General features: G+C 69.3%; 9 protein-coding genes. 5 read left to right on the top strand and 4 right to left on the bottom strand.

The window, feature by feature from the left end; genetic code table 11:
• Positions 1-49 precede the first annotated feature (49 nt).
• From OV427_RS43780 to OV427_RS43770, 3 genes are all read right to left on the bottom strand, one after another.
• Positions 50-3,424, bottom strand: a complete 3,375-nt coding sequence (locus OV427_RS43780) for a beta strand repeat-containing protein (RefSeq protein WP_267862179.1) — start codon at positions 3,422-3,424, stop codon at positions 50-52.
• Between the two features lie 137 nt (positions 3,425-3,561).
• Positions 3,562-4,305, bottom strand: a complete 744-nt coding sequence (locus OV427_RS43775; RefSeq protein ID WP_267862178.1) for a glutathione S-transferase family protein — start codon at positions 4,303-4,305, stop codon at positions 3,562-3,564.
• 148 nt (positions 4,306-4,453) lie between these two features.
• The gene (locus OV427_RS43770; RefSeq protein WP_267862177.1) at positions 4,454-5,368 is read right to left on the bottom strand and encodes an NmrA family NAD(P)-binding protein; all 915 of its coding nucleotides are present in this window, start codon (positions 5,366-5,368) and stop codon (positions 4,454-4,456) included.
• Between the two features lie 105 nt (positions 5,369-5,473).
• On the opposite strand from OV427_RS43770, the gene OV427_RS43765 reads away from it, so the two are divergent.
• On the top strand, positions 5,474-6,025 hold the full coding sequence (locus tag OV427_RS43765) for a TetR/AcrR family transcriptional regulator (RefSeq protein ID WP_267862176.1): 552 nt from the start codon (positions 5,474-5,476) through the stop codon (positions 6,023-6,025).
• Between the two features lie 22 nt (positions 6,026-6,047).
• Here the strand turns inward: OV427_RS43765 and OV427_RS43760 are convergent, their stop codons facing one another.
• Positions 6,048-7,145 carry a hypothetical protein gene (locus OV427_RS43760; protein ID WP_267862175.1) on the bottom strand — a complete coding sequence of 366 codons (1,098 nt, stop codon included), beginning with the start codon at positions 7,143-7,145 and terminating at the stop codon, positions 6,048-6,050.
• Positions 7,146-7,469: 324 nt separating this feature from the next.
• On the opposite strand from OV427_RS43760, the gene OV427_RS43755 reads away from it, so the two are divergent.
• The 4 genes from OV427_RS43755 to lnt all read left to right on the top strand — a co-directional run bounded on the left by OV427_RS43755 (position 7,470) and on the right by lnt (position 19,932).
• Positions 7,470-15,575, top strand: a complete 8,106-nt coding sequence (locus OV427_RS43755) for a LamG domain-containing protein (RefSeq protein WP_267862174.1) — start codon at positions 7,470-7,472, stop codon at positions 15,573-15,575.
• 572 nt (positions 15,576-16,147) lie between these two features.
• Positions 16,148-17,236, top strand: a complete 1,089-nt coding sequence (locus tag OV427_RS43750; RefSeq protein ID WP_267862173.1) for a lipase secretion chaperone — start codon at positions 16,148-16,150, stop codon at positions 17,234-17,236.
• 27 nt (positions 17,237-17,263) lie between these two features.
• Positions 17,264-18,454 carry an endonuclease gene (locus tag OV427_RS43745; protein WP_267862172.1) on the top strand — a complete coding sequence of 397 codons (1,191 nt, stop codon included), beginning with the start codon at positions 17,264-17,266 and terminating at the stop codon, positions 18,452-18,454.
• Positions 18,451-19,932 carry an apolipoprotein N-acyltransferase gene (gene lnt, locus OV427_RS43740; protein WP_267862171.1) on the top strand — a complete coding sequence of 494 codons (1,482 nt, stop codon included), beginning with the start codon at positions 18,451-18,453 and terminating at the stop codon, positions 19,930-19,932. Before OV427_RS43745 ends, lnt begins: the two co-directional genes overlap by 4 nt.
• Positions 19,933-19,991 lie beyond the last annotated feature (59 nt).

The raw sequence follows: 19,991 nt of genomic DNA, 5'->3' as shown, positions 1-19,991 counted from the left end.
TTCTTCGTCCCGCTCCGCCCGAGAGGGATGCGGAGCGGGACGGGTGCGGCTACGGGACGACGTAGATGTCGCCGTTCGTCTGTACGACTGCACCGCCCACGACGTTGTAGACGTCGAAGAGGTCTGCGCTCTTGAAGCTCGCGCCCGCCGGCACCGCGGCCAGGGCCGGCGAGAGGGTCAGTTGCGTCAGCGAAGAGCTCACGAAGGTATTGCCGGAGACCGTGACGAGGTTGTCCGCGGGCAGGTTGCCGCTGTTCACGCTGGTGTCGGGCCGCAGCCACATGCCGGAGAGGAGCTGGTTGAAGGCGGCCGAGCCGTGGAGCGGCGAGCTGGTGATGGTGACGCCCATCGTGGTGTCACCGGAAGAGACCGCGGTGCTGACCGTTCCGACGATGGAGATGAGCGGGGTGTTGCCGCCCGCTGCATAGTGCGTCTGATTGTTGTTGTTGATGATGAGCTGGCCGTACGCCACGTCGCGGTGCTTGAGGAACACCGTGCCCGCGCCGCCGTCGCTGTACGTGGCGCTGACGCCCGTGCCTCCCCGCGCCTGCACCTGGGCATTGGTCGTCGGGAGCGGATAGGTGAGCGCGCCGACGAAGCTCGAAGCCCCGCCCGCACTGACCAGCGCAATCCGGCCGCCACCGCCCGCACGCACGTTTCCGAGCGAGCTCGAGGTCTTGGCGTTCGCCCCGTTGACGTTGATGGAGCCATTCCAGCCCGTGGTGTCGAAGCCTCCGCAGCGAAGGGAGACCGAACCACCCGCGGCTCCAAACTCGGAGCCGGTGATCACCGCGCTGGCCTTGATGAGCGAGCTGCCACCCAGCGTGCAGGCTCCGGAGGCATTGAGCCGGAAGACACCACCCCCGTTGCTCCGGTAGGAGAGGTACGACGGCGAGCCGCCCGCGGTCGCGGCGGCGCCACCGGGATACCGCGGGTCCCGATAGTCGTCGTAGGCCATGCCGCGAACCGCTCCGGCAGCGTAGCCACCACCGACGCCGCCGTGGCCCGCGCCGTAGCCGTTCGCCACACCCGTCGCGGCCAGGGGACCATTCGCCCCGAAGCCCCAGGCCGTCAGCGGCGCGCCCTGGGGATCGCACGCCATCGGATAGCCCAGCCCCGCGACATCCACCGAGCCTCCCGTGAGGCTGAAGGTGTCCGAGAGCGTCAGGTTGAGCCCGTACACCACGGCCGCGGCCGGCGACGTCTTGAAAATCGGGGGGTAGTGCTTGAGGACGCCCGCGGTCTGCGAATAGCGCGCCGCCGTCAGCGCGTTGGTGGTCAGCGTGCCGCCCGACACGACCACGTCGCTGGACGCGACGATGGAGGGCACGGTGAGCGAGCCGCCCGTCACCGACACGTTGTCCGCGACGAGCGTGGCACCCGCCACCGGGGGCATCGCCTGGGTGCTCTGCACGACATCCACCGTCCCGCCCGCGTACTGGATGCGGCCCGTCCGGTTGCTCGTCGTGTCGAAGAGCACCAGGCCGTTCACGGTCATCGTGCTCGCCCCGGAGTTGGTCGTGTTGCCCGACAGGACGTAGATGTCACCGTTGGTCTCGAGCATCGCGTTGCCGAGCACGTCGAGGTGGTCCAACACGTCCACGCTCCGGAAGACCGCACCCGCGGGGACGTCGGCGGGGATGGCGCTCGTCGTCAGGCTGCCCACCGCGTTGGTCGTGACGCTCACCAGGTTGGACGGGTCGAGCAGCGCTCCACTCCCGGCGCTGATGTCGGGCCGCAGCCAGCCGCCCGCGAACACCCCGTTGTAGGCCGCCGCCGACGAGGGCGTCGTGTTCTGCGTGAGCGCGGGGTTGTTGTTCAGCGGCGCACCGGCGTTCTCGTAGTAGGTCGCGTTGAGGCTGGTGCTGGCGACGGAGACCGGGAGCAGGGTGGCGCCCGCGGCGACGTTGGCGGTGAGGGTGCCGACAATCGCGGGCAGCCGCGTCGTGCCTTCGTTCTGGTAATGCGCGGGTGAGTTGTTCGCGATGATGAGGTCGCCGTACGTCAGGTCGCTGTGCTTGAGGTAGATCGTCCCCGCGCCGCCCGCGCCCATCACATAGCTGGAGTTGGCCGGCGCGCCGCCGAAGGCGTGCACCCGGGCGGTAAGGTTCGTCGGCGGATAGCTCACCGCGCCGGTGAGAGTCGCGGCGTCACCGGTGCTGACCAGCGCGATGCGGCCCCCGCCGCCAGCGCCCATCGGGATGGAGGAGTTTCCCGCGCTGCGGCCTCCGTCGGCGTTGAGGCTTCCCGTCCACCCCGTCGAGGTGATGCCCCGGCAGCGGAGGTTGATGGAGCCTCCGGCGCCATTGTAGGGAGAGGTCGCGATGATGGAGGCGGTGCCAGCCAGCACGCAGGTCCCCGACGAGGTGATGCGCGCGACGCCACCCCCGTGGAAGCCCGAGTAGGTGCTGTTGGTGGCGCCGGGATACTTCGGGTCGCGGTAGTCCCCATACGTCGGTCCCGCGTTGCCGGCGTGGGCGTTGCTGGCCGCGGTCATGTTGATGCGGAAGTTGCCGGAGCCCATGCCGCCGTGGCTGGCGCCGTACCGCTCGTTGGTCCCGGCCAGCGCTGACGACGGCACGCCGTTGGCGCTGAAGCTGACCAGCCCATTGCCGCTGCACGAGCCATTGGCAAAGCAGGTCATGCCATAGCCCTTGCTGTCGGTATTGACCGCGCCCCCCAGGAGGTTCCACGAGCCCGTGTTGATGTCCAGCTTGTACATGGCGGCGTTGGTGGCCTGCAGGTGCGTCACCGTGCCGCCGGTGATGAAGACGTCACCGAAGGTCTGCCCCACCGTGGTGGCATCGAACGTCACCGTGCCGCCCGTGATGTAGAGGTTCCGGCCCCCCGCGTGGCTGCCGGTGATGGTGACGGTGCCCGTGGTGACGGTGGTGCCGCAGGCGCCGGTGCAACCGGGGCCGCCGTCGAACCTGCTCGAATCGAACGTGACATCCGCCGTGTCCGGCAGCGTCACGGTGCCGTTCGCATCCGTGACGGTGGCGGAGAACGTCGTCGGCACGGCCAGCGCCGTGGCGCTCTTCGCCGTGACGACGTAGCTCCCGGCTCCCGAGTCCACCGCCGTCAGGCAGGTCGCGGACGGAGCATTGACGGTGCAGGCCGAGGTGCCCGGGCCGCCCAGGGTGACGAGCCCGTCGCTGCTCAGCACCTCGACGTGAAGCCCCGACCCCAGGGGCGCTCCATTCGAGTCGCGAGGCGTGATGGTGAGGGTGACGTAGGCGAGCCCGTCCGAAGGCGTGAAGGTCGCGGACGCGAGGAGTTGCGGCTGCGGCGAGGTCAGGGCGGAACACGACTGCGCGGAGTCACCCGCGGCTGCGTGCTTCCCCTCGTCCTGGGGTGGAGGTGAACAGCCAATCAACGCGAGCACGAGCCAGACCGCTGGCGGACCTGCAAGTGACGGACGCATGGAGCTTCTCCCTTGGAATGTGGAACAGCCGCCGGCTGACGGTGCTTCAGCCCTGGGCGCAGGCTGGCTGTATGCTTCAACCGGGTTGCAGAAAGGAAGAAGTCACTGGAAACCTGATGCGCCAGCAGGAGCGGGGCTCAGCCCACGGCGCGAAGGGGTGTGGCCGTGCCGCGGGTGGCCTCGTCCACCCGGTCCAGCCACGCGCTCAGCCGCTTGCGGTGCGCCACCTGTTCCGCCTGCCAGGGCGTGAGGGGCGTGCGCAGGCTGTGCAGCTGGCCGAAGAGGGCCAGGTCCGCCACGCTGAGTCCGACAGGGAGCCAGAAGCCCTGCTCGGGGGCGCGCGCGTCGAGCGAGTCCAGCAGCGTCCCGAACCGCCGCCAGCACGCCTCCGGGCCCGCGCGCCACACGTCGCGTGCCACCAGCCCCTTCACCACCTTGCGACGGAGCAGCCCCGGCACCACCGCGCGCACCGGTGCTGGCATGGCGCCGAAGTAGGCGGCGCGCGTGGCCGGCCAGTTGCGCTCGTCCGCCCACCGCGCCGCCACCAGGAAGCCGTTGAAGGCCGTGTCGGCCAGCTCCTCCCAGAGCAGGGCCTCCGGGCTGGAGGCGATGCGGCCCGGGACGAGCTGGATGATGCGGGCAAGGATGGCGGTGGAGTCCGGCACGGCCTCGCCGCCCACCAGCAGCACGGGCACCTGTCCGGTGGGGTTGTGGGTCCGGTGCGACGCCGGGTTCCCCGCGCAGTTCCGCGTATAGGGCAGGCCCGCGTACTTCAGGGCGCGGTGCACCTTGAGGCAGAAGGGGGAATAGCTCTCGATGCTGGGGAGACCGGTGTCGGCCACCTCGAGCAGCGTCAGGGGCGGAAGTGCGTTCGTGTTCATGGAGACAGAGTGTAGCTGGCCTGTGACAGCCTTATGTCAGGATTGTTCATCCCGGGCATGGCGGGGCCGGAGCGTCACCCTGCTGTCGAGCGGTGGGGTCACCGTGAGTGGTTCATGTTGCGACCCCTCCCACTCCCGAGGGCGACGGTCAGGTCATCTCGCGACGCTGGCGCGCCCAGGTCTCGAAGCTCATGAGCGAAAGGCCGTAGGAACGCGCGATCTCGGGCCGTGCCAGCAGCGGGGCGACGTTCATGTACGTCAGGCCTCGCGCCACGCCGGGATGCAGGCCGGCCGCGACCGCCTCCTCGACCGTGCCGGACTGGACCACGTACTCCTTGCCGTCGAGGCGAGAGAGGATCTCGGCGATCTGGGGAAGCGTGAGCAGGTCACCCGCGAGCTGCAGCGTCACACCGTTGAACGTCGCGGGATTGTTGATCGCCGCCGCGGCCGCCTTGCCGACGTCCTCCGGCGCGATCAGCGCGATGGGCCGATCGGTCCTGATCACCGTGAGCAACCGGCGCCCGTCGACGAAGCAGGCGGGATCCAACATGGGTTGATCCATGAAGGTGGCGGGCAGGATGAGGGTCCAGTGCTTGAAACCCGCGTTGCGTACGAGATCGCAGGTGGCAAGCTTGTTCTCCCAGTACTCCTCGTGCGACTTCCAGCGCCCCTCCGCCCAGCCCTCGACGTTGCGGTGGTCGCCGACGCCGGACGTCGCGGTGTGCACGAGCGTCCCGACGCCCTCGGCAAGCGCGGCCTCGACGAGGTTCCTCCCTTGCTGGCGCTCCTTGCTGAAGTCGACACCGGTCGCGGACATGATCGGTGACTGCATCGAGAAGACCGCCCGTGCCCCGGCGCAGGCGGCGCGCAACGACGCCGGATCGTCGAGGTCCCCGACGACCACCTCGGCGCCAGCCGCCGCGAGGGCCCTGGCGTTTGGCGCCTCCGGATTGCGCACCATCACGCGCACCGATGTGCTGCCTTCGGCCAGCAGCGCCCGGGCGGTGGCGCCACCCTGGCGTCCTGTGGCGGCGGTGACGAGAACGGGAGCGGTGCTGCTCATTGGCAGCTCCTTTCGTAAGTGGGGGACCCCACCGTTTAATTCTGTGGTTGAATATGGAGGGGTCCCCCGTTTGTCAAGGAAGGTTCTCGTGAGGAGACCATCGCCGTGGATCGTGTGAAGCCGTTGCGAGCGGACGGGAGACGCAACCGGGAGCGGATTGTCGCGGCCGCCGCGGAGCTGGTCGGCAGGGATGGCGCGCAGGCGTCGCTCGAGGAGATCGCGCGGCGGGCGGGGGTAGGCTCGGCGACCCTGCACCGGCACTTCCCGTCGCGGCACGCGCTGTTGGAGGCGGTATTCCGCGATGGCGTCGCGCAGCTCTGTGCGCGGGCAGCCGCGCAACCGGGCGAGGATCCCGCCGCCGAGTTGGCGGCCTGGCTCGAGGAGGTGACGGTCTACACCGCGAACAACCGCGGGCTTGCCGCTGTGCTGCTGACCGGCCCGGATGGCCTCTCGGCCGAAGAACTCTGCTGCACCGACATGCTGCTCGACGTGTTGAACGTCCTGGTGGCACGGGCGTCATCGGCGGGCGCGATTCACGCCGGCACCACCACGAAGGACCTGATGATGCTGGCGAACGCGATCGCCGTCGCCAACGAAGACGATCCGCTCACCGCGCGCCGGGTGCTGCGCCTCGCGCTCACCGGCATACGGCCGTGAACGCAGCGAGAGCGCCTCCTCTTCAGCGGAACGGAAGTGCCTGGAAGGACCTGCCGTTGGTCGTGAAGGCCAGGTGGTGTGGGAACACCGCCCAGAGCCTGCCACCGGCGACCTTGAGGAGCGGGTAGCCCGGCGCCGGCGTGGGGACCTTGAGCGGCGTGCCCTGGTCGTCGTCCAGGCGGAGGACGCGGTCCTCCAGGCTGACGAACAGGTGGCCCTTGAAGAAGGCCAGCGATTGCACGGCCCCCTTGGGAAGGACGAGCTTCCGCGCCCTGCCCCTGGCGGGGAGGCGGAACGCCTGCGCGCCGGTGTGGAAGTAGAGGCTTCCTTCGGGACCCGCGCACGCGCCCGTCACGGGGAAGCGGGTGGCGTGCCGCGCGACGAGGGCCTTGTCCTCGAGCGCGAACAGACCGCCGTTGCCATACGCGTAGAGTGTGCCCGCGTGGGACAACAGGCCGCGGAGCCCTGGCTGCTCCTCGCCCACCTGCTCGAAGCTCAATTCCTTGCCCTCGGGGGTGAGCCGCCCCACCCCGTTCGCCGAGCACAGGCCGAAGAGAGTGTCCTCGTGGATGGCACCGTCCACCAGGTCGAGCGCGACGGCCCCCGTGACCTCCCGGAGCTTCCAGCCCTTGCCCCCGCCTTTGAACGCGAGCACGGAGACGCCGAACCCCGTGAGCCCCCAGGGCGCGCCCAGGTCCCGGAGGGTGGAGGCCACGTAGCCGTAGGGAAGCGCCTTGGGCAGTTTGGTGCGCGTCCAGCCCTTGCCGTCGTGGGTCAGCAGACGATTGAAGTCCACATCATAGGTAGGCTCGAAGTGCTCGACCTCGACCTCGTCCACCCTTATCTGGTCCAGCCAGACCTCGTCGGTCCAGGGCTGGTTCCACTTCACCTTGTTGTCGAAGTCCCAGAGGTCGTCCCCGGCGACATAGCCGTAGTCGGAGTCCGGGTGCGGCGTCGCCGCCAGCACCACCACGGTGCCCTTCGCGGTGACGTGGACGTCCGCCAGCACCTGCGCGACGGAAGCCACGTCCGGGCGGGTGTCCGCCTTCGCGGCGGCCTTCTGCTGCTTGTCGGCTCGCGCAGGGAGTGCCGCGATGTTCGTCGGACGGGGCTTGGGCATGGCGTACATCCTTCGCCTTCCCGGATTGCAGATGCAACCGCCCTGCGCGCCATGCGAAAGGGCACCCGCGGCACGGAGTGCGAGGTCCCCTCCTGAAGGGACTGGCGCGCGCGGCTGACACGTCAGTGCCGCGCACATGTGGCCCCGGCTGACGTGTCAGCCCGCGGTCGTACCGTCAGACAGGTGCAGGCGGATGCCGTGGATACCGCGAGCCCCGCGTCGGCACGGCGCGTGCTCGGTGCGGGTCTTCAGCATCGCGAACCCGCCAGCACATCAGGAGCGCGCCCCGAGAGCCTCGGGGACGCGTCTTCAGGGACCCAGCTCATGCCTGACCAACGGTTGATGAAGACGTATGCAGACCGCTCCTACACCTTCACCACCATGGTGCGTCACAACGGCACCGTGGTGGCCTTCGCCCTGGATGAGCAGCGGGTCATCTATTATTCCGTCCTCGCGCTCGACAACCCGGGCGAAGCCAAGGGGGAGCTCGACGTCGACTTCTGGAGCGAGGAGCCCAGGGCCCTCCCCTTCCCCTCCGAGCTCGCCGAGGTCGGCTTCGCGACGGCGGGCGCCACGTCCATGCCTGTCGTCAAGAAGGGCGGCCGGGAAGAGACGCCGCTGGAGCTGGCCCCCGAGGAGGTCGACCCCTTCCTCTCCACCACCGCGCGGCTGACCGCGGGGGGAACGACGCTCCAGGTCGTCTCCGACGGCAAGCACCTCTTCCTCTTCCGACAGTCCCTCCGCGACGTCCACCCCGACGCCGTGTTCAAGCTCAGTGGCGGCGGCTCCTCGGGAGACCGCTCCCGCGAGGACTACGTGCGCGCGGCGGACGGCTCGAAGGTGCCCCTGACGCGCGAGTCCGTGCTGTGCGACCGCTTCGTGCTGTCCGGCTCGGAGCTCCAGCCGTGCATGGAGGTCCGCTACCGCCGGAGCCGGCACCAGTCGCTCCCCGACAGCCAGACGGACACCCTCGGCACCGAGGACATGGACGGCAAGCCCTTCTTCGAGCCCACCCAGGAGCTGTCGTTCATCCGCAATGTCTCGCGGGGCCGCTTCGCCGTCGCGCTGCTCCCCACGCAGATAACCGGGTTCCGGCGCTGGCAGTTCTTCAGCTTCAACGCCCTCACCAAGCGCATCGACGCCTTCAACCTGGAGCAGGGAGAGGACGGGCTGTTCAACACCCAGGGCTCGCTGCTCTACACCAGCCCGGAGCCCAGATATCAGGGCGCCATCCTGGAGCGCGCCCCCGGCATCTGTCCCTTCACCAAGAGGGAGCTGGTGCCGCTGCTGCCAGAGCGGGACTTCGCGGAGACGGCGCTGGAGTTCGACGGCAAGGACGACCGCGTCGAGGTCGCCGGGTCGAAGCCGCTCGCCTTCGAGGGGAAGACGTACACGCTCGAGGCCTGGGTCCAGCCGAAGGCGCTCGGCCGGAACCTGCCGATGACCGTGCTACGCAAGCACTCCTCTTCGGCGAATGGCAGCTACGACCTGGCCATCCTCGAGGACGGGAAGGTGCGCCTGCGCCATGACGTCACCGATGGCGCAGTCACTTCCACCGGGGTGGTCACCGCCGGGCAGTACCACCACCTCGCCGTCACCTACGACGGCACCACCGTCAGCCTCTACCTGGACGGAGTGCTGACGGGCTCCAAGGCGATGGACTTCAAGCCGGACGCGGAGGATCCGCTCGTCATCGGCGCCGCCCACGGGCAGAAGGGCGGGGCCACCAACCTCTTCCAGGGCGTCATCGACGAGGTCCGCCTCTGGGAGCGCGCGCGGAGCGCGGCCGAGCTGGCGCGGGACAAGGGCTTCCGGCTGGTGGGCAACGAGCCGGGTCTCGTCGCGTACTACCGCATCGACGAGGGCCTGGGCGGCACGCTGTACGACCAGACCGACAACCTGCTGCACGGTGAGGCCACGGGCTCACCCACCTGGGTGACGTCGGGAGCGCCGGTGGGGGAGCGCCCCTCGCTGCACCGCGACAGCTTCGTCGTCGAGAACCGCGTCGTCACCTCGGGCATGGCCGCGCTCCTCTACTACCAGCAGGAGACGACCGGCAGCGGCGACAGCCGGAGCGGGGAGCCGCAGAAGCGGCAGGCGCGGTTGATGCTCTCCTTCGCCACCCACGGTCGGGGTCCCCAGAAGAAGGCGACGCGCAACCAGTACGCCGCGGTGCTCGACTTCGCCGTGGCCCGAGACGGCCGCCTCGCGCAGGTTCAGGACGTCGCCCGGCTGCCATGGCTCGAAGAGCCCCGGAAGCAGGCCAACGCGAAGGAGGTGCGCAAAGCCGAGGAAGCCGTCACGAAGGCGGAGGCGCGCGTGGCGGAGGTCCAGTCCCAGCTCACCTCCACCCGGGCCGAGCTGGCCGCCCTCGAGAAGCCCACGCCCGGCGGGAACCTCGTGCTCACCCTGTACTGGTTCACCATCGAGGTATACGAGCCGAACCGCTATCTCTGCGTCCGGGACTCGAAGGAAGGCTCCGACGTCATCGCGTCCATGCCCATCCATGGGCTCCACCGCGACTACCTGGACTGGCGGTTCATCGCCGCGGCCTCGGACAAGGGCGGATACCGCCTCCAGAACCGCAAGAGCCAGATGTACCTGGAGTGGGGAACGAGTGGCTTCGTCCAGCATGCCACGAGCACGGACTGGACCTGGCAGCGCTCGAAGCCGTCCTCCTACGTCCAGAACCTCTCCGTGGTACACGCGGGCTCCGGCCACCCGGCCCACCAGGGCGAGTTCCTCGTGCTGACGTCGGAGGCAGGGGCCCTGGGGCTGTCCTCCAACGGGCTGACGGGCCCGGCCGCGTGCCGGCTCGTGACCCGCGAGCTGATCGAGGACCTGGACGTGGTCCTCGCACGGATGCGGAAGGATTTGGCGGAGCTGGAGCTGGCGCTGAAGTCCGCCGAGCAGGCGCAGGGCGAGGCGCGCATGACGCTGGCGCAGCTGACGCTGGGCGCGAAGGGCAGCGAGGTGTCCCTCCGGATGAGCATCCTGTCCGTCGACCGCCGGGGGCTGCCGGTGGCCGGCGCGCTCCTGGCCTTCGCCGAGACGACGAACACGCCGTTCCTCGTCGACAGCTCCACCGGCCAGGTCATCCTCTACTTCCGCGGCATGGCCGAGGGCGAGCTCATGGCCGCCTACTACGAGCCGTCCGTCACCCGCGAGGTGGTGCAGTTGGGCGAGGCGGCGGAGGGCCTCACCCTCGTCGCCACCAGCGCGGGCCTGGACGCGGACGGCATCCAGGTCAGCCTCGCGGACGGCACCAGCGCCGAGCGCTGCAAGCTGACCGTGAAGGCCCGGAGCTTCACCGAGACGTGGACCGACGTGCCACGCTCCCCGAAGCTGCTCGCCGAGGTGCTCTCCGGTCAGGCCCGCCCCGAGTTCCTGGGCAACGTGGCCTCCGTCAGCGGCACCACGCTCACGCTGGCGCGCGGCGCCCAGCGCTCGTTGGCGGCCGGAGACCGCATCCAGGTGGGCACGCAGGTGCTCCAGGTCAGCACCCTCACCCAACCCAAGGCCACGAAGCTCACCCTCAAGGCCGCCCCCCAGGGCACGCTCACCGCCGGGCAGGCCGTCCGCTTCCTCCCGTATGACTACGGACAGGCGGTGTCCGACCTGCCGGGCTCGACGCTCGCCCAGGGCTCGCTCTGGCTGCGCCCGGTGCCCACGCTCAGCGTGACGACGCTCGCCAACGGCGAAGGCAAGCAGGTGCTGTCCACCACTCCCGGCCGCTGGCACGGAGACGCCCCCGGCCGAGACCTCTCCTTCACCGGTCAGACGTACCTGGCCTCTCCCAGCGGACAGGACACGACACCGCTGGCCCTGCGTGGCGACGTGACGCTGGAGACCTGGCTCCTGCCGACGGCAGTGGACACGTCGTCGGTGGTGCTCGCGTGCGCCCCGGCGGCGCGGACTCCGGAGTCCAGCAACCTCGCGCTGGCGCTCGACGGGAAGACGTACGTGCGCTTCGGGGACGAGGTGGTGCTGGCGGAAGTCGACTTCACCCTGGAGCTGAGGCTGAAGCGCACGAAGACGGGCGTGGCCGAGGTGCTGCTGGCCCATGGCGCCACGGCGGAGGACGGCAACCCGAGGCTGCTCCTCTCCTTCAACAAGGCGGGGAAGCTGTCGTGCGGCTTCGGGAAGGACAGCCTGACGGGCTCGACGGCGGTGAAGGACACGAACTGGCACCATGTCGCCGTCACCCATGACGCCGAGAGCCTCGAGGCCGTCCTGTACCTGGATGGCAAGAAGGTGGCGGGCAAGGAGCTCTCCAGCGCCTACTCGGGTGAGGGCGGGCTGTTCCTGGGCGCGGAGGTGCTCGCGGATGGGACTGCCTCCTCTCCGTCCACCTGCCAGGTGGACGAGGTGCGCGTGTGGGACCATGCCCGCACCGCGCAGTCCATCGTGTCAGGCCAGGAGCTGCGGGTGGCCGGTGACACGCCGGGCCTGCTGGCCTGCTGGCACTTCGTGGAGGAGGAGGCCCGCGACATCGCCCTCGCCGGTGGCGAGTCCGGCGGAACGTATGCCGGCACGCCGGCCTTCGTGGCGTCCCCGCTAGCGCCCCTGGTCAGCCCGCTGGCGCCGCTGGAGTACATGCTCGCGCTCGTGAAGGCGAAGGAGAAGGACGTCCGCTCGGCGCTGGCGCTGGACGGGCAGACGTACGTCCACTGCGGAGACGCGCTGGAGCTGTCCGGGAAGAGCTTCACCGTCGAGCTGTGGCTGAAGCGGACCCGCGACAAGGTCCCCGGGTGCGTGCTGTTCCATGGCTCCACCCTCGCGGAGGACGGCAACCGGCTGGCGCTCTCCCTCACCGCCGACAACAAACTGGTGCTGTCCATGAAGGCCGGCACGACGGACGCGCAGGTCGCCGTCAAGGACATGGAGTGGCACCACTACGCCTTCACCCACAATGCCCAGAGCAAGGCCGTCGTCCTCTACTGCGACGGCGCGCGGGTGGATAACGTCACGCGCTCGGAGGCCTACGCGGGCGAGGGCGAGTGGGGCCTGGGCGGGCTGGGGCCCGACGTGGGCGATGAGGCGCTGGCGGTACCGGCGGCCTGCGGGCTGGACGAGGTGCGGGTCTGGAACAGTGCGCGGAGCCTGGACACCATCAAGGGGGACAAGGGCAAGCGCATGTCGGGGGGCGAGGCGGGACTGCTGGCGTGCTGGGGCTTCAACGACACCCGGGTGAGAGACGCGACGGGACGCCAGTTCCACTGCTCCGTCGTGGGCACGCCGGGCTGGATGAAGTCTCCCATCGACGCGGGCTTCAAGGTGCTCGCGGGCGTGGGGGACTCCTACGTGCTCAGCCAGGAGTCCTTCCCAGTGGGGAGCTGGCGCCATGTCGCGTTCGCCTTCCAGCAGTCCTGGGGCATTCAGCTGCGGGCCGGCGCGTGGCTGGAGGCGGCCCACGCGGATGCCTTCCAGCTCACCGGCGACCTGACGCTGGAGGTGTTCCTCACCGTGGAGGCGCTGGGGCGGCGCCAGCCCCTCATGGGCAAGGGCAGCTTCCAGGACGGCAGCGGACAACAAGCGCCCTACATGTTCGGCATCAACGAAGCGGGGAAGCTGTCCTTCACCTTCGAGGCGGACGGGGGCCGCAAGGAGTTCCTGTCGGACGGCGGCGTGGAGGCCGGGAAGTTCCACCGCGTCGCGGTGGTGCGCAAGGCGTGCAACAGCCGCACCGAGAAGAAGGGGACGCTGGAGATTGCAGGGAAGAGCGTCGAGGTGGTGGAGAGCGTCGAGGTGAAGGAGTGGGACGACCTCCGCTTCTACATCGATGGCCGGGAGGTGGGCGTCAAGCGCTACGAAGGCGCGGAGCCGCTCGGGCATGGGGGCCCCCTGTACTTCGGGAGGATGGCGGAGGGCACGGACACGTACAGCCTCATCGGGACGCTGGCCGAGGTGCGCATGTGGAGCCGGGCGCTGGACCCCGCGCAGCTCGGCGTGCCGCTCAAGCCGAAGGACACCGGGCTGGTGGCGCGGTGGCGCTTCCCGGAGAAGGAGGGCAACGTCACCCAGGACGACGGCCAGAGCTACCCGGTGCGCCTGCGCGGCGCCAGCCGGGTGAAGTCCCCCAACCCCGCGGGCAGCCAGGCCTGGCTGTACGTGAATGGCAAGGGCGTCGCGCTCCAGGCGGTGGCGGTGACGGGCAGCGAAGTCTCCGCCCTGCCCCAGGTGGGCGCGGGACTGAACCTGGGCGGGGTGTGGGACGGCGACGCGCTCAAGGCGGGCTTCAAGGGCGAACTGGAGGAGGTGCGCATCTGGGACAGACTGCGCACCGAGGAGCAGGTGCTCGACAACCTCTTCACCCGGCTGAAGGGGGAGAAGGAGGACCTCGTCGCCTACTACACCTTCGACCTGGACTCGACGCGGACGGAGTCCATGCGGGTCAACGACAACGGCCTGCGCGGAAACCACCTGGAGATGCCGGAGGCGAGCCACCGGCCCGTCCCCGCGCTGAGCACCGCGCCGGTGTCCAATGACACCGCCCGGGTGCGCTCCGCGCTGGCGGGAGTGCGCACGCCGTTCCATGCCCCCATCGACTCCTCGCCCGCCGTCGCCGAGTACGGCGACCTGCAGCGGGATGCGACGGGGGGCATGCGTGGAGCGATGAAGCGCGCGTACTCCTTCACGCTCGAAGGGGCGTGGCACCTGGTGACGGGCTACAAGGTGGGCAACCTCGTCACGGAGTGGGTGAGCCAGGCGCAGTTCGCGCCGCAGGTCATCGGCTTCATCGAGGGCGCGCCCCCCGTGCCGTCGGAGAACCTGACGGCCGGCGTGATTGAGTACACCGGCGAGGTGCCTGGGGATTTGTCCCGCATCGAGTTCGTGCAGGCCGACGAGGTCACCACCACCATCGCCGCGTCGGCGGATACGAGCATGCAGGGCAGCTTGGCCCTCACCCTGGGCACCGGGCTCGGCCAGGACGTCGAGATTGTCACCGCCCCGCTCGGCCTGGGCACGTCGACGCCGGTGGTCAACGTGCTCGCGGAGGGCTCCGGAACGGTGCGCACCGAGCTGTCCGGCGGGTGGATGAGCGATGGCAGCGTGAGCAGGAGCCAGCGCAGGTCCCGGAACATGGCGGTGTCGCTCGCCGGCAACTGGGAGGACCCGAAGAAGCCCCGGGCGGACGGACTGGAGCGCCGCATCGTCCCCTCCAACGTGGGCTTCGCGCTGGTGCAGTCGGAGACGGCGGACGTGTACTCGCTGCGCCTGGAGCACAACCGGGCGCTGGTGGGCTACCGGATGGTGCCCAACCCCGACATCCCCCGGGACTGGAACCTCATCCCCTTCCCCATCAACCCGCTGTACACCAAGCAGGGCACGCTCGACGGGTGCATCGGCTTCTCCAGCGCCGGAAAGGTGCTGGACCCCGACTACCCCATGGCCTCCGCCTACGGCGAGTACTCCTACTTCAAGCCGAGCGAGGCGTACGCGCTCAAGCGCCGCATCCTGCGGGAGGAGCAGCAGGAGCTCAGCTACTTCCGGAGCTTCGACACGGGCAGCCAGCTCACCCAGTCCGGGGTGAACGAGGTCGTCAACAAGGCCCGCAAGGCCCTGGAGGGGGTGATTGGCGAGCTGCCGGGTATGGCGCTCCCGGCGTCGAACACCGAGGAGACGGCGCGCGCCTTCGCCAGGCGCAACCTGTGCAACACGTACGTGTGGACGGCGAAGGGAGGCTTCTTCGCGGAGACGACGGAGACGACGGACGTGGTGACGGAGAGCCAGAACGGCCACTTCACCTACAACGTCATGGGAGAGGCGCACTTCGGGTTCAACCTGGAGATTGCCGGCGTGGGAATCGGTCTCCAGCTGGATGCGTCCTTCGGCGGGGGGCAGACCTTCACCCGCGCGAAGAGCAGCGAGGCCAGCCGCGCGTTCGGCCTGGAGATGCAGCTGGGCCTGCCGGCCAACATCCAGAAGTACGACGCCACCGGGCCCGTCTTCGACACCAACAACCAGCCGGTGCTGGTGCCCGGCAAGGTGGACGCGTACCGCTTCATGAGCTTCTACCTGGACACGGACCGCCGGCACTTCGATGACCTGTTCCGCAAGGTCATCGACCCGCACTGGCTGGAGCAGTCCAGCGAAGCCAACGCCCTGGCGCTGAGGCAGGCGCGGCAGACGGAGAAGGTGCCGCCCTGCTGGCGCATCCTCCACCGGGTGACCTTCATCAGCCGGCTGCTGCCGGACGTGCCGCCGGCCAACGCTCCGGGGGTGGAGAAGGCGATGCGGGCGGAGAACGTCTCCAGCAACTACGAGCTCATCCAGCGACTGGAGCCCTATGTGCGTGAGCACCTGGGCAGCCAGGCGCGGCTGGCGGAGGCGACACGGCAGGCCCTCAAGAGCTACCTGCCGGAGCTGGTGCCGCATGCGGACCAGGTCATCCAGTACCTGTCGCTGTACTACGAAGTCCCAGGGTAGCGGACCGGAGGGTGGCAAGCCCGCTTGTATCGGAATACCAAGTAAGTACAGAATACCGTGTCTCGGCAGGATTCCAGAATCGCGGGGCCTCGTCATGGAGCAGTTTCCCGGTTGCCATCGCCTCACCATCACGCTCGCGGGGTGCTGTCTCGCCATGCTGGCGGCCTGTGGCTCGTTGGACCCGCAGCCTGGCGCCACGCCGGAAGCGCTGGCCACGCGAGCTGATGCGGTCGCGGTGAGTACCTGTCCCGTGGCCATGGGGACACAAGGTCAGACGAATTGCTCGGGCTGTCACGGATGTGGAAACGGCGTCTGTGATTCGGGAGAGACCGAGGCCACCTGCCCCGGGGACTGCTGGTGTGGGGACGGTGTGTGTGTCGCCGAGACGGTGGACACCTGTCCGAAGGACTGCGGATGTCCCAACACGTGTGGCTCGTGTCACGCGGGTGTGACGACCTCGGCGGTGGGCAGGTGTTCGCGGCCCCTGGCGGAGGGGGCCGCCAGGATGCCGGACCCCTTCGCCCTTCCCCGGCCCTGACGCCATTTCGGGTTCCCCTCCGACGAGAGCACCCATGCGCACCCCTTCGAGAGCTACCGGGGTCCTGGTGTGCGCCGCGATCCTCGGGCTCATGGCCTGGCGGTATGTCGCGGCCTCCGAGAGCAGCGTGTCTCCCGCGGGGAGCGCCGGTGCCGCGAGCGCCTCCGCGCCCCCTGCCCTCCTCCCCTTCGATTCGAGGCGCGCCCAGGCAGGCGCCCTGGTGGACACCGCTCCCGAGGCGCGGGAAATCAAGGCGCGACTCCTGGTGGCCCGGCTCAGACAGAGGCTGGGCACCGTCTGCGAGCGCATCGCCGCGCGAGGGGATTTCGCGCTCACTCCCAGCCGTCTCCTGAAGAGCCTTCTCGACAGGCGCTGTGGGGCCTTGCGGAGCCACCTCGAGGAGCTCACCCCCTACCGGGCCCAGCTCCAGCTCGAGGGACCGGACGGTGCCGCGGCGTGCCGGAGCCTCTTGTTCGGCTGGCTGAAGGAGCGCTTCGCCCTCCCCGACGACCTCACCCAGGAACAGCTCTGGAGCATGCTGGAGCAGGTCGACTCCGAATACGAGCGGCTCGTGGTGAGACAGCTCCCGTTCGCTTCGGACGAGGCGCTCCTCGCCGCCCACGAGCGCTTCCGTGAGGCGCGCCGCGACATCCTCGGCCCATCCATCGATGGGCGGCTCTTCGGTCTCTCCGATGAGCTCTTCCAGCTTCCCTACCAGGTGGACCGTCTCGCCACCGACTCCCATACCTCGGTGGACCAGAAGCTCGCCGCCTGGCAGCAATGGCTCCAGCGCCTCGAGAGTGAACACGGCGTGCGGCTTGCGTCCGTGGTGGAGCCGATGGAGCTGGCGAAGCTCGAGCTCCGGATTCGCGAGACGGCCGGCCCGCTCGGCCCGGAGCAGCAGCGGGCCGTGTACGAGCGCCATGCCGGCTCCGAGTCCGCCATGCGGTATCTGGAGCATCAGCGGGAGCAGACGGAGCGGCGCGAGCGTCTGGACGCCTTCAACCTGGAGCGGGCGCGGCTCCTCGAGCAGCTGACCCGCTCCGGCCTGACGCCGGAGCAACTGCGCCAGCGGATGCCCGCCGTCGATCAACAATTGCTCGTCAAATATCAGTTGCAATAATCCACTCACCGTCCCGGAAGGTCCAAGATGGAAGCCCACAAGTCCAGACACCCACTCCTCGTCTTGTCTGTCCTGCTGGGGCTGGTCCTCCCCGGAGCCGCCCTGGCCGAGTCCACGCCGTCGTTCGACAACCGTTACTCGAACCGTCCCGCGGAGTGGTTCGACGCCGTGAGCGAGATGGATTACTTCAACACCTCGCTCACCCGCTCCTGGCAGCTCAACGAGGCCTGCAACGACACCGGTGCGTTCACCGTGGCGTCCTACAACATCTTCCACAACGTCCCGTTCGTCACCGACTTCGGAGACGAAATGGAGCAGAGCCTGGGGAAGGTATTCAAGTGCGCGGACATCCTCCTGATGCAGGAGGCCTGGGACTACGACGACATCATCCTGGATGGTCCCAAGGCCGACCTGGCCGCGCGCGGCTACGGCATGGTGACCCCCGCCGGCTATTACTGCGACGACTCCCTCGACGGGGCCATCGAGAACGACTGTAGCGGCCTGGTGATGTTCTACAAGAGCGGCACCTCGCTGGTGAAGGAGCTCGGCTTCAAGGCCTTCACCAACGTGACGGGTTTCGACGTGCACAAGGAGAAGGGAGTCTGGGGGGCGATCTTCGCCAAGGAGGGGCGCTACTACTATGTCTTCAACACCCACCTGACCTACGGCGAGAACAGTCACCTCGACGGACACGCCGCCTCGGACGGCTCGCGCATCTCCAACATGCAGGAGTCCCTGGCCTTCATCCAGGGGGCGGTGAGTGCCAACAAGGCCAGCTATCCCCCCGCGCACGTCCTCTTCGGGGGCGACTTCAACGCCGACTTCGACAGCACCGTCGCCAACTCCAAGGGCTACCAGCTCCTGCTGCAGGCTTCCGCCAGCGGGGCCTTCCTCGAGCCCTACGCCTACCGGGGCGCTGGCGCGGTGTTGGGTGGCTTCGAGACGGCGGGCTTCAAGTCCAACTGGCCCGGCACGGCCGCCGACACCGGGCCGAACGGAATGAGCACCGGCCAGAAGGGCGACTTCGACACCGTGTTGCTCGGCAAGCCCGCCTGGTTCGGCACCTGCCCGGCGGCGAGCATCTCGTATAGCGGCTGGGCGCCCGCGTGGCAGACGCTCGACACCCAGCAGCGCAAGTGGCCCTTCTATACCCACTCCGACCACTACGGCCGGTGGCTGAAGGTGAAGCCCGGTTGCCAGGCGACAGGGGCTCCGTGACGCGGGTCTCCACGCTCGGAGCCCTGCTGGTGGGCCTCTCGGCCCACCTCATCCTGCTCTTCCCCGCCAACCTGCTCGGGCTCGTCGCCGGGTTCGCGTGCTACTTCCACGCGCTCGGCCGGCGTGGGACACCGCGTGCCGGGTTCCTCTCCGGCTACCTGTTTGGCCTGCTGCTGGCGGCCAGCAGTCTGTATTGGCTCGTCGATGTCCTCTACGTGCTGACGCCCGGCGAGCGCCTCGTCGGTGCCGCCGTGCTCGGCGGGTTCCTGCTGCTGGTCGCGTTGCCCTATGGCCTGTGGGGGCTCGTGGCGGCCCTGCCGTCACGCCGTCCGTTGCCGGTGTATGCGCAGGCCCTCGGGCTGTGGCTCATGCAGGTGCTCGTCCACGATGTCTGGCTTGGCTTTCCGTGGCTGCATTCCGGCTACTGGCTGGCCCAGGGGCCGTTCGGCGCATGGCTGGGCCTTGTCGGCGCCCGCGCGTCGGGGCTGTTGCTGCTCCTCCTCTCGGCGTGTCTCGGACTGTGGAGTTCGCAGCCGAGGCCCCGGGTCCAGCTCCTCCTGGCGGTGGGGGTGTTCAGCGCCGTGCTGTTCATTCCGGTGAGCCTCCGCCCGGGCGCGGGTGCCAGGCCCGTCCGGGTGGCTGTAATCGCCCTGGACGAGGCGAGCGCGGGCGACCGCGAGCGGGATGACCTGGAGCTGCTCTCCCGGTACGTCGTGGCCACCCGGCGCGCCGAAGCGGACTGGGTCATCTGGCCGGAGTCCGTCATCCGCGATGGCCATGCGAGCATCCGCCCCTTGCGTGAGCTGCTGTCCCTGGCGGGCCGGAGGCTCTTCGCCGGTACGCTGCTGCGGGCTCCCGCCGGCACGTACAACACCCTCGTCGAGCTGGGGAGCGGCGAGCCGGTCTATTACAAACAGAAGCTCGTGCCGTTCTCGGAGCACCTGCCCGGGGAAGCCTTCCGGCGGCTCTTCGCGTGGCTCGGCGTCAATACCCTCAAGAGCCAGGTGATTGCGTGGACCGGGCCACAGCCGCCGCTCGACGTGGACGGCGTGGCCGTGATTCCCCTCATCTGTTTCGAGGTGGCCTTCACCGGCCTGGTCCAGCCAGACGCGCGGCCCGCGGTGCTGCTCAACGTCGGCAACGAGAGCTGGTTCCGAAGCGCCCTCATGCATCGCATGACCCTGGCGATGGGCATGGCCCGCTCGCTCGAGTACGGGCTCCCGCTCGTGCGCTCCGTGACGGGCGGGTACAGCGGGTTCTTCGACCCCTCTTCCGGTGGACGCTGGGTGGCTGCGCGAGAGCAGGGCTCGGCGGAAGGCCAGGGGTGGTGGCTCCTTCCCCGGCCGGTGGCAACGCCGTACGGCCAGGTGAGCCGCGGCGCCGCTCGCGCCCGGGGTGGGCTCGAGCATGCCGAGAGACCTCTGGGGCGCGCCCTGGGGCACGGTCGTCTCCAGCCGGTGGACGCCGCGGAACAATGACGACTGGCGGAGCGTGCGACTACGGCGCTGCCGTCTATGCTCTCTCGGATGGCACTCCC

It is taken from the genome of Pyxidicoccus sp. MSG2 (genome assembly GCF_026626705.1).
Lineage (GTDB): Bacteria > Myxococcota > Myxococcia > Myxococcales > Myxococcaceae > Myxococcus.
The sequence above is the reverse complement of the archived record's forward strand: the minus strand, read 5'-3'. Positions and strand labels throughout refer to the sequence as shown.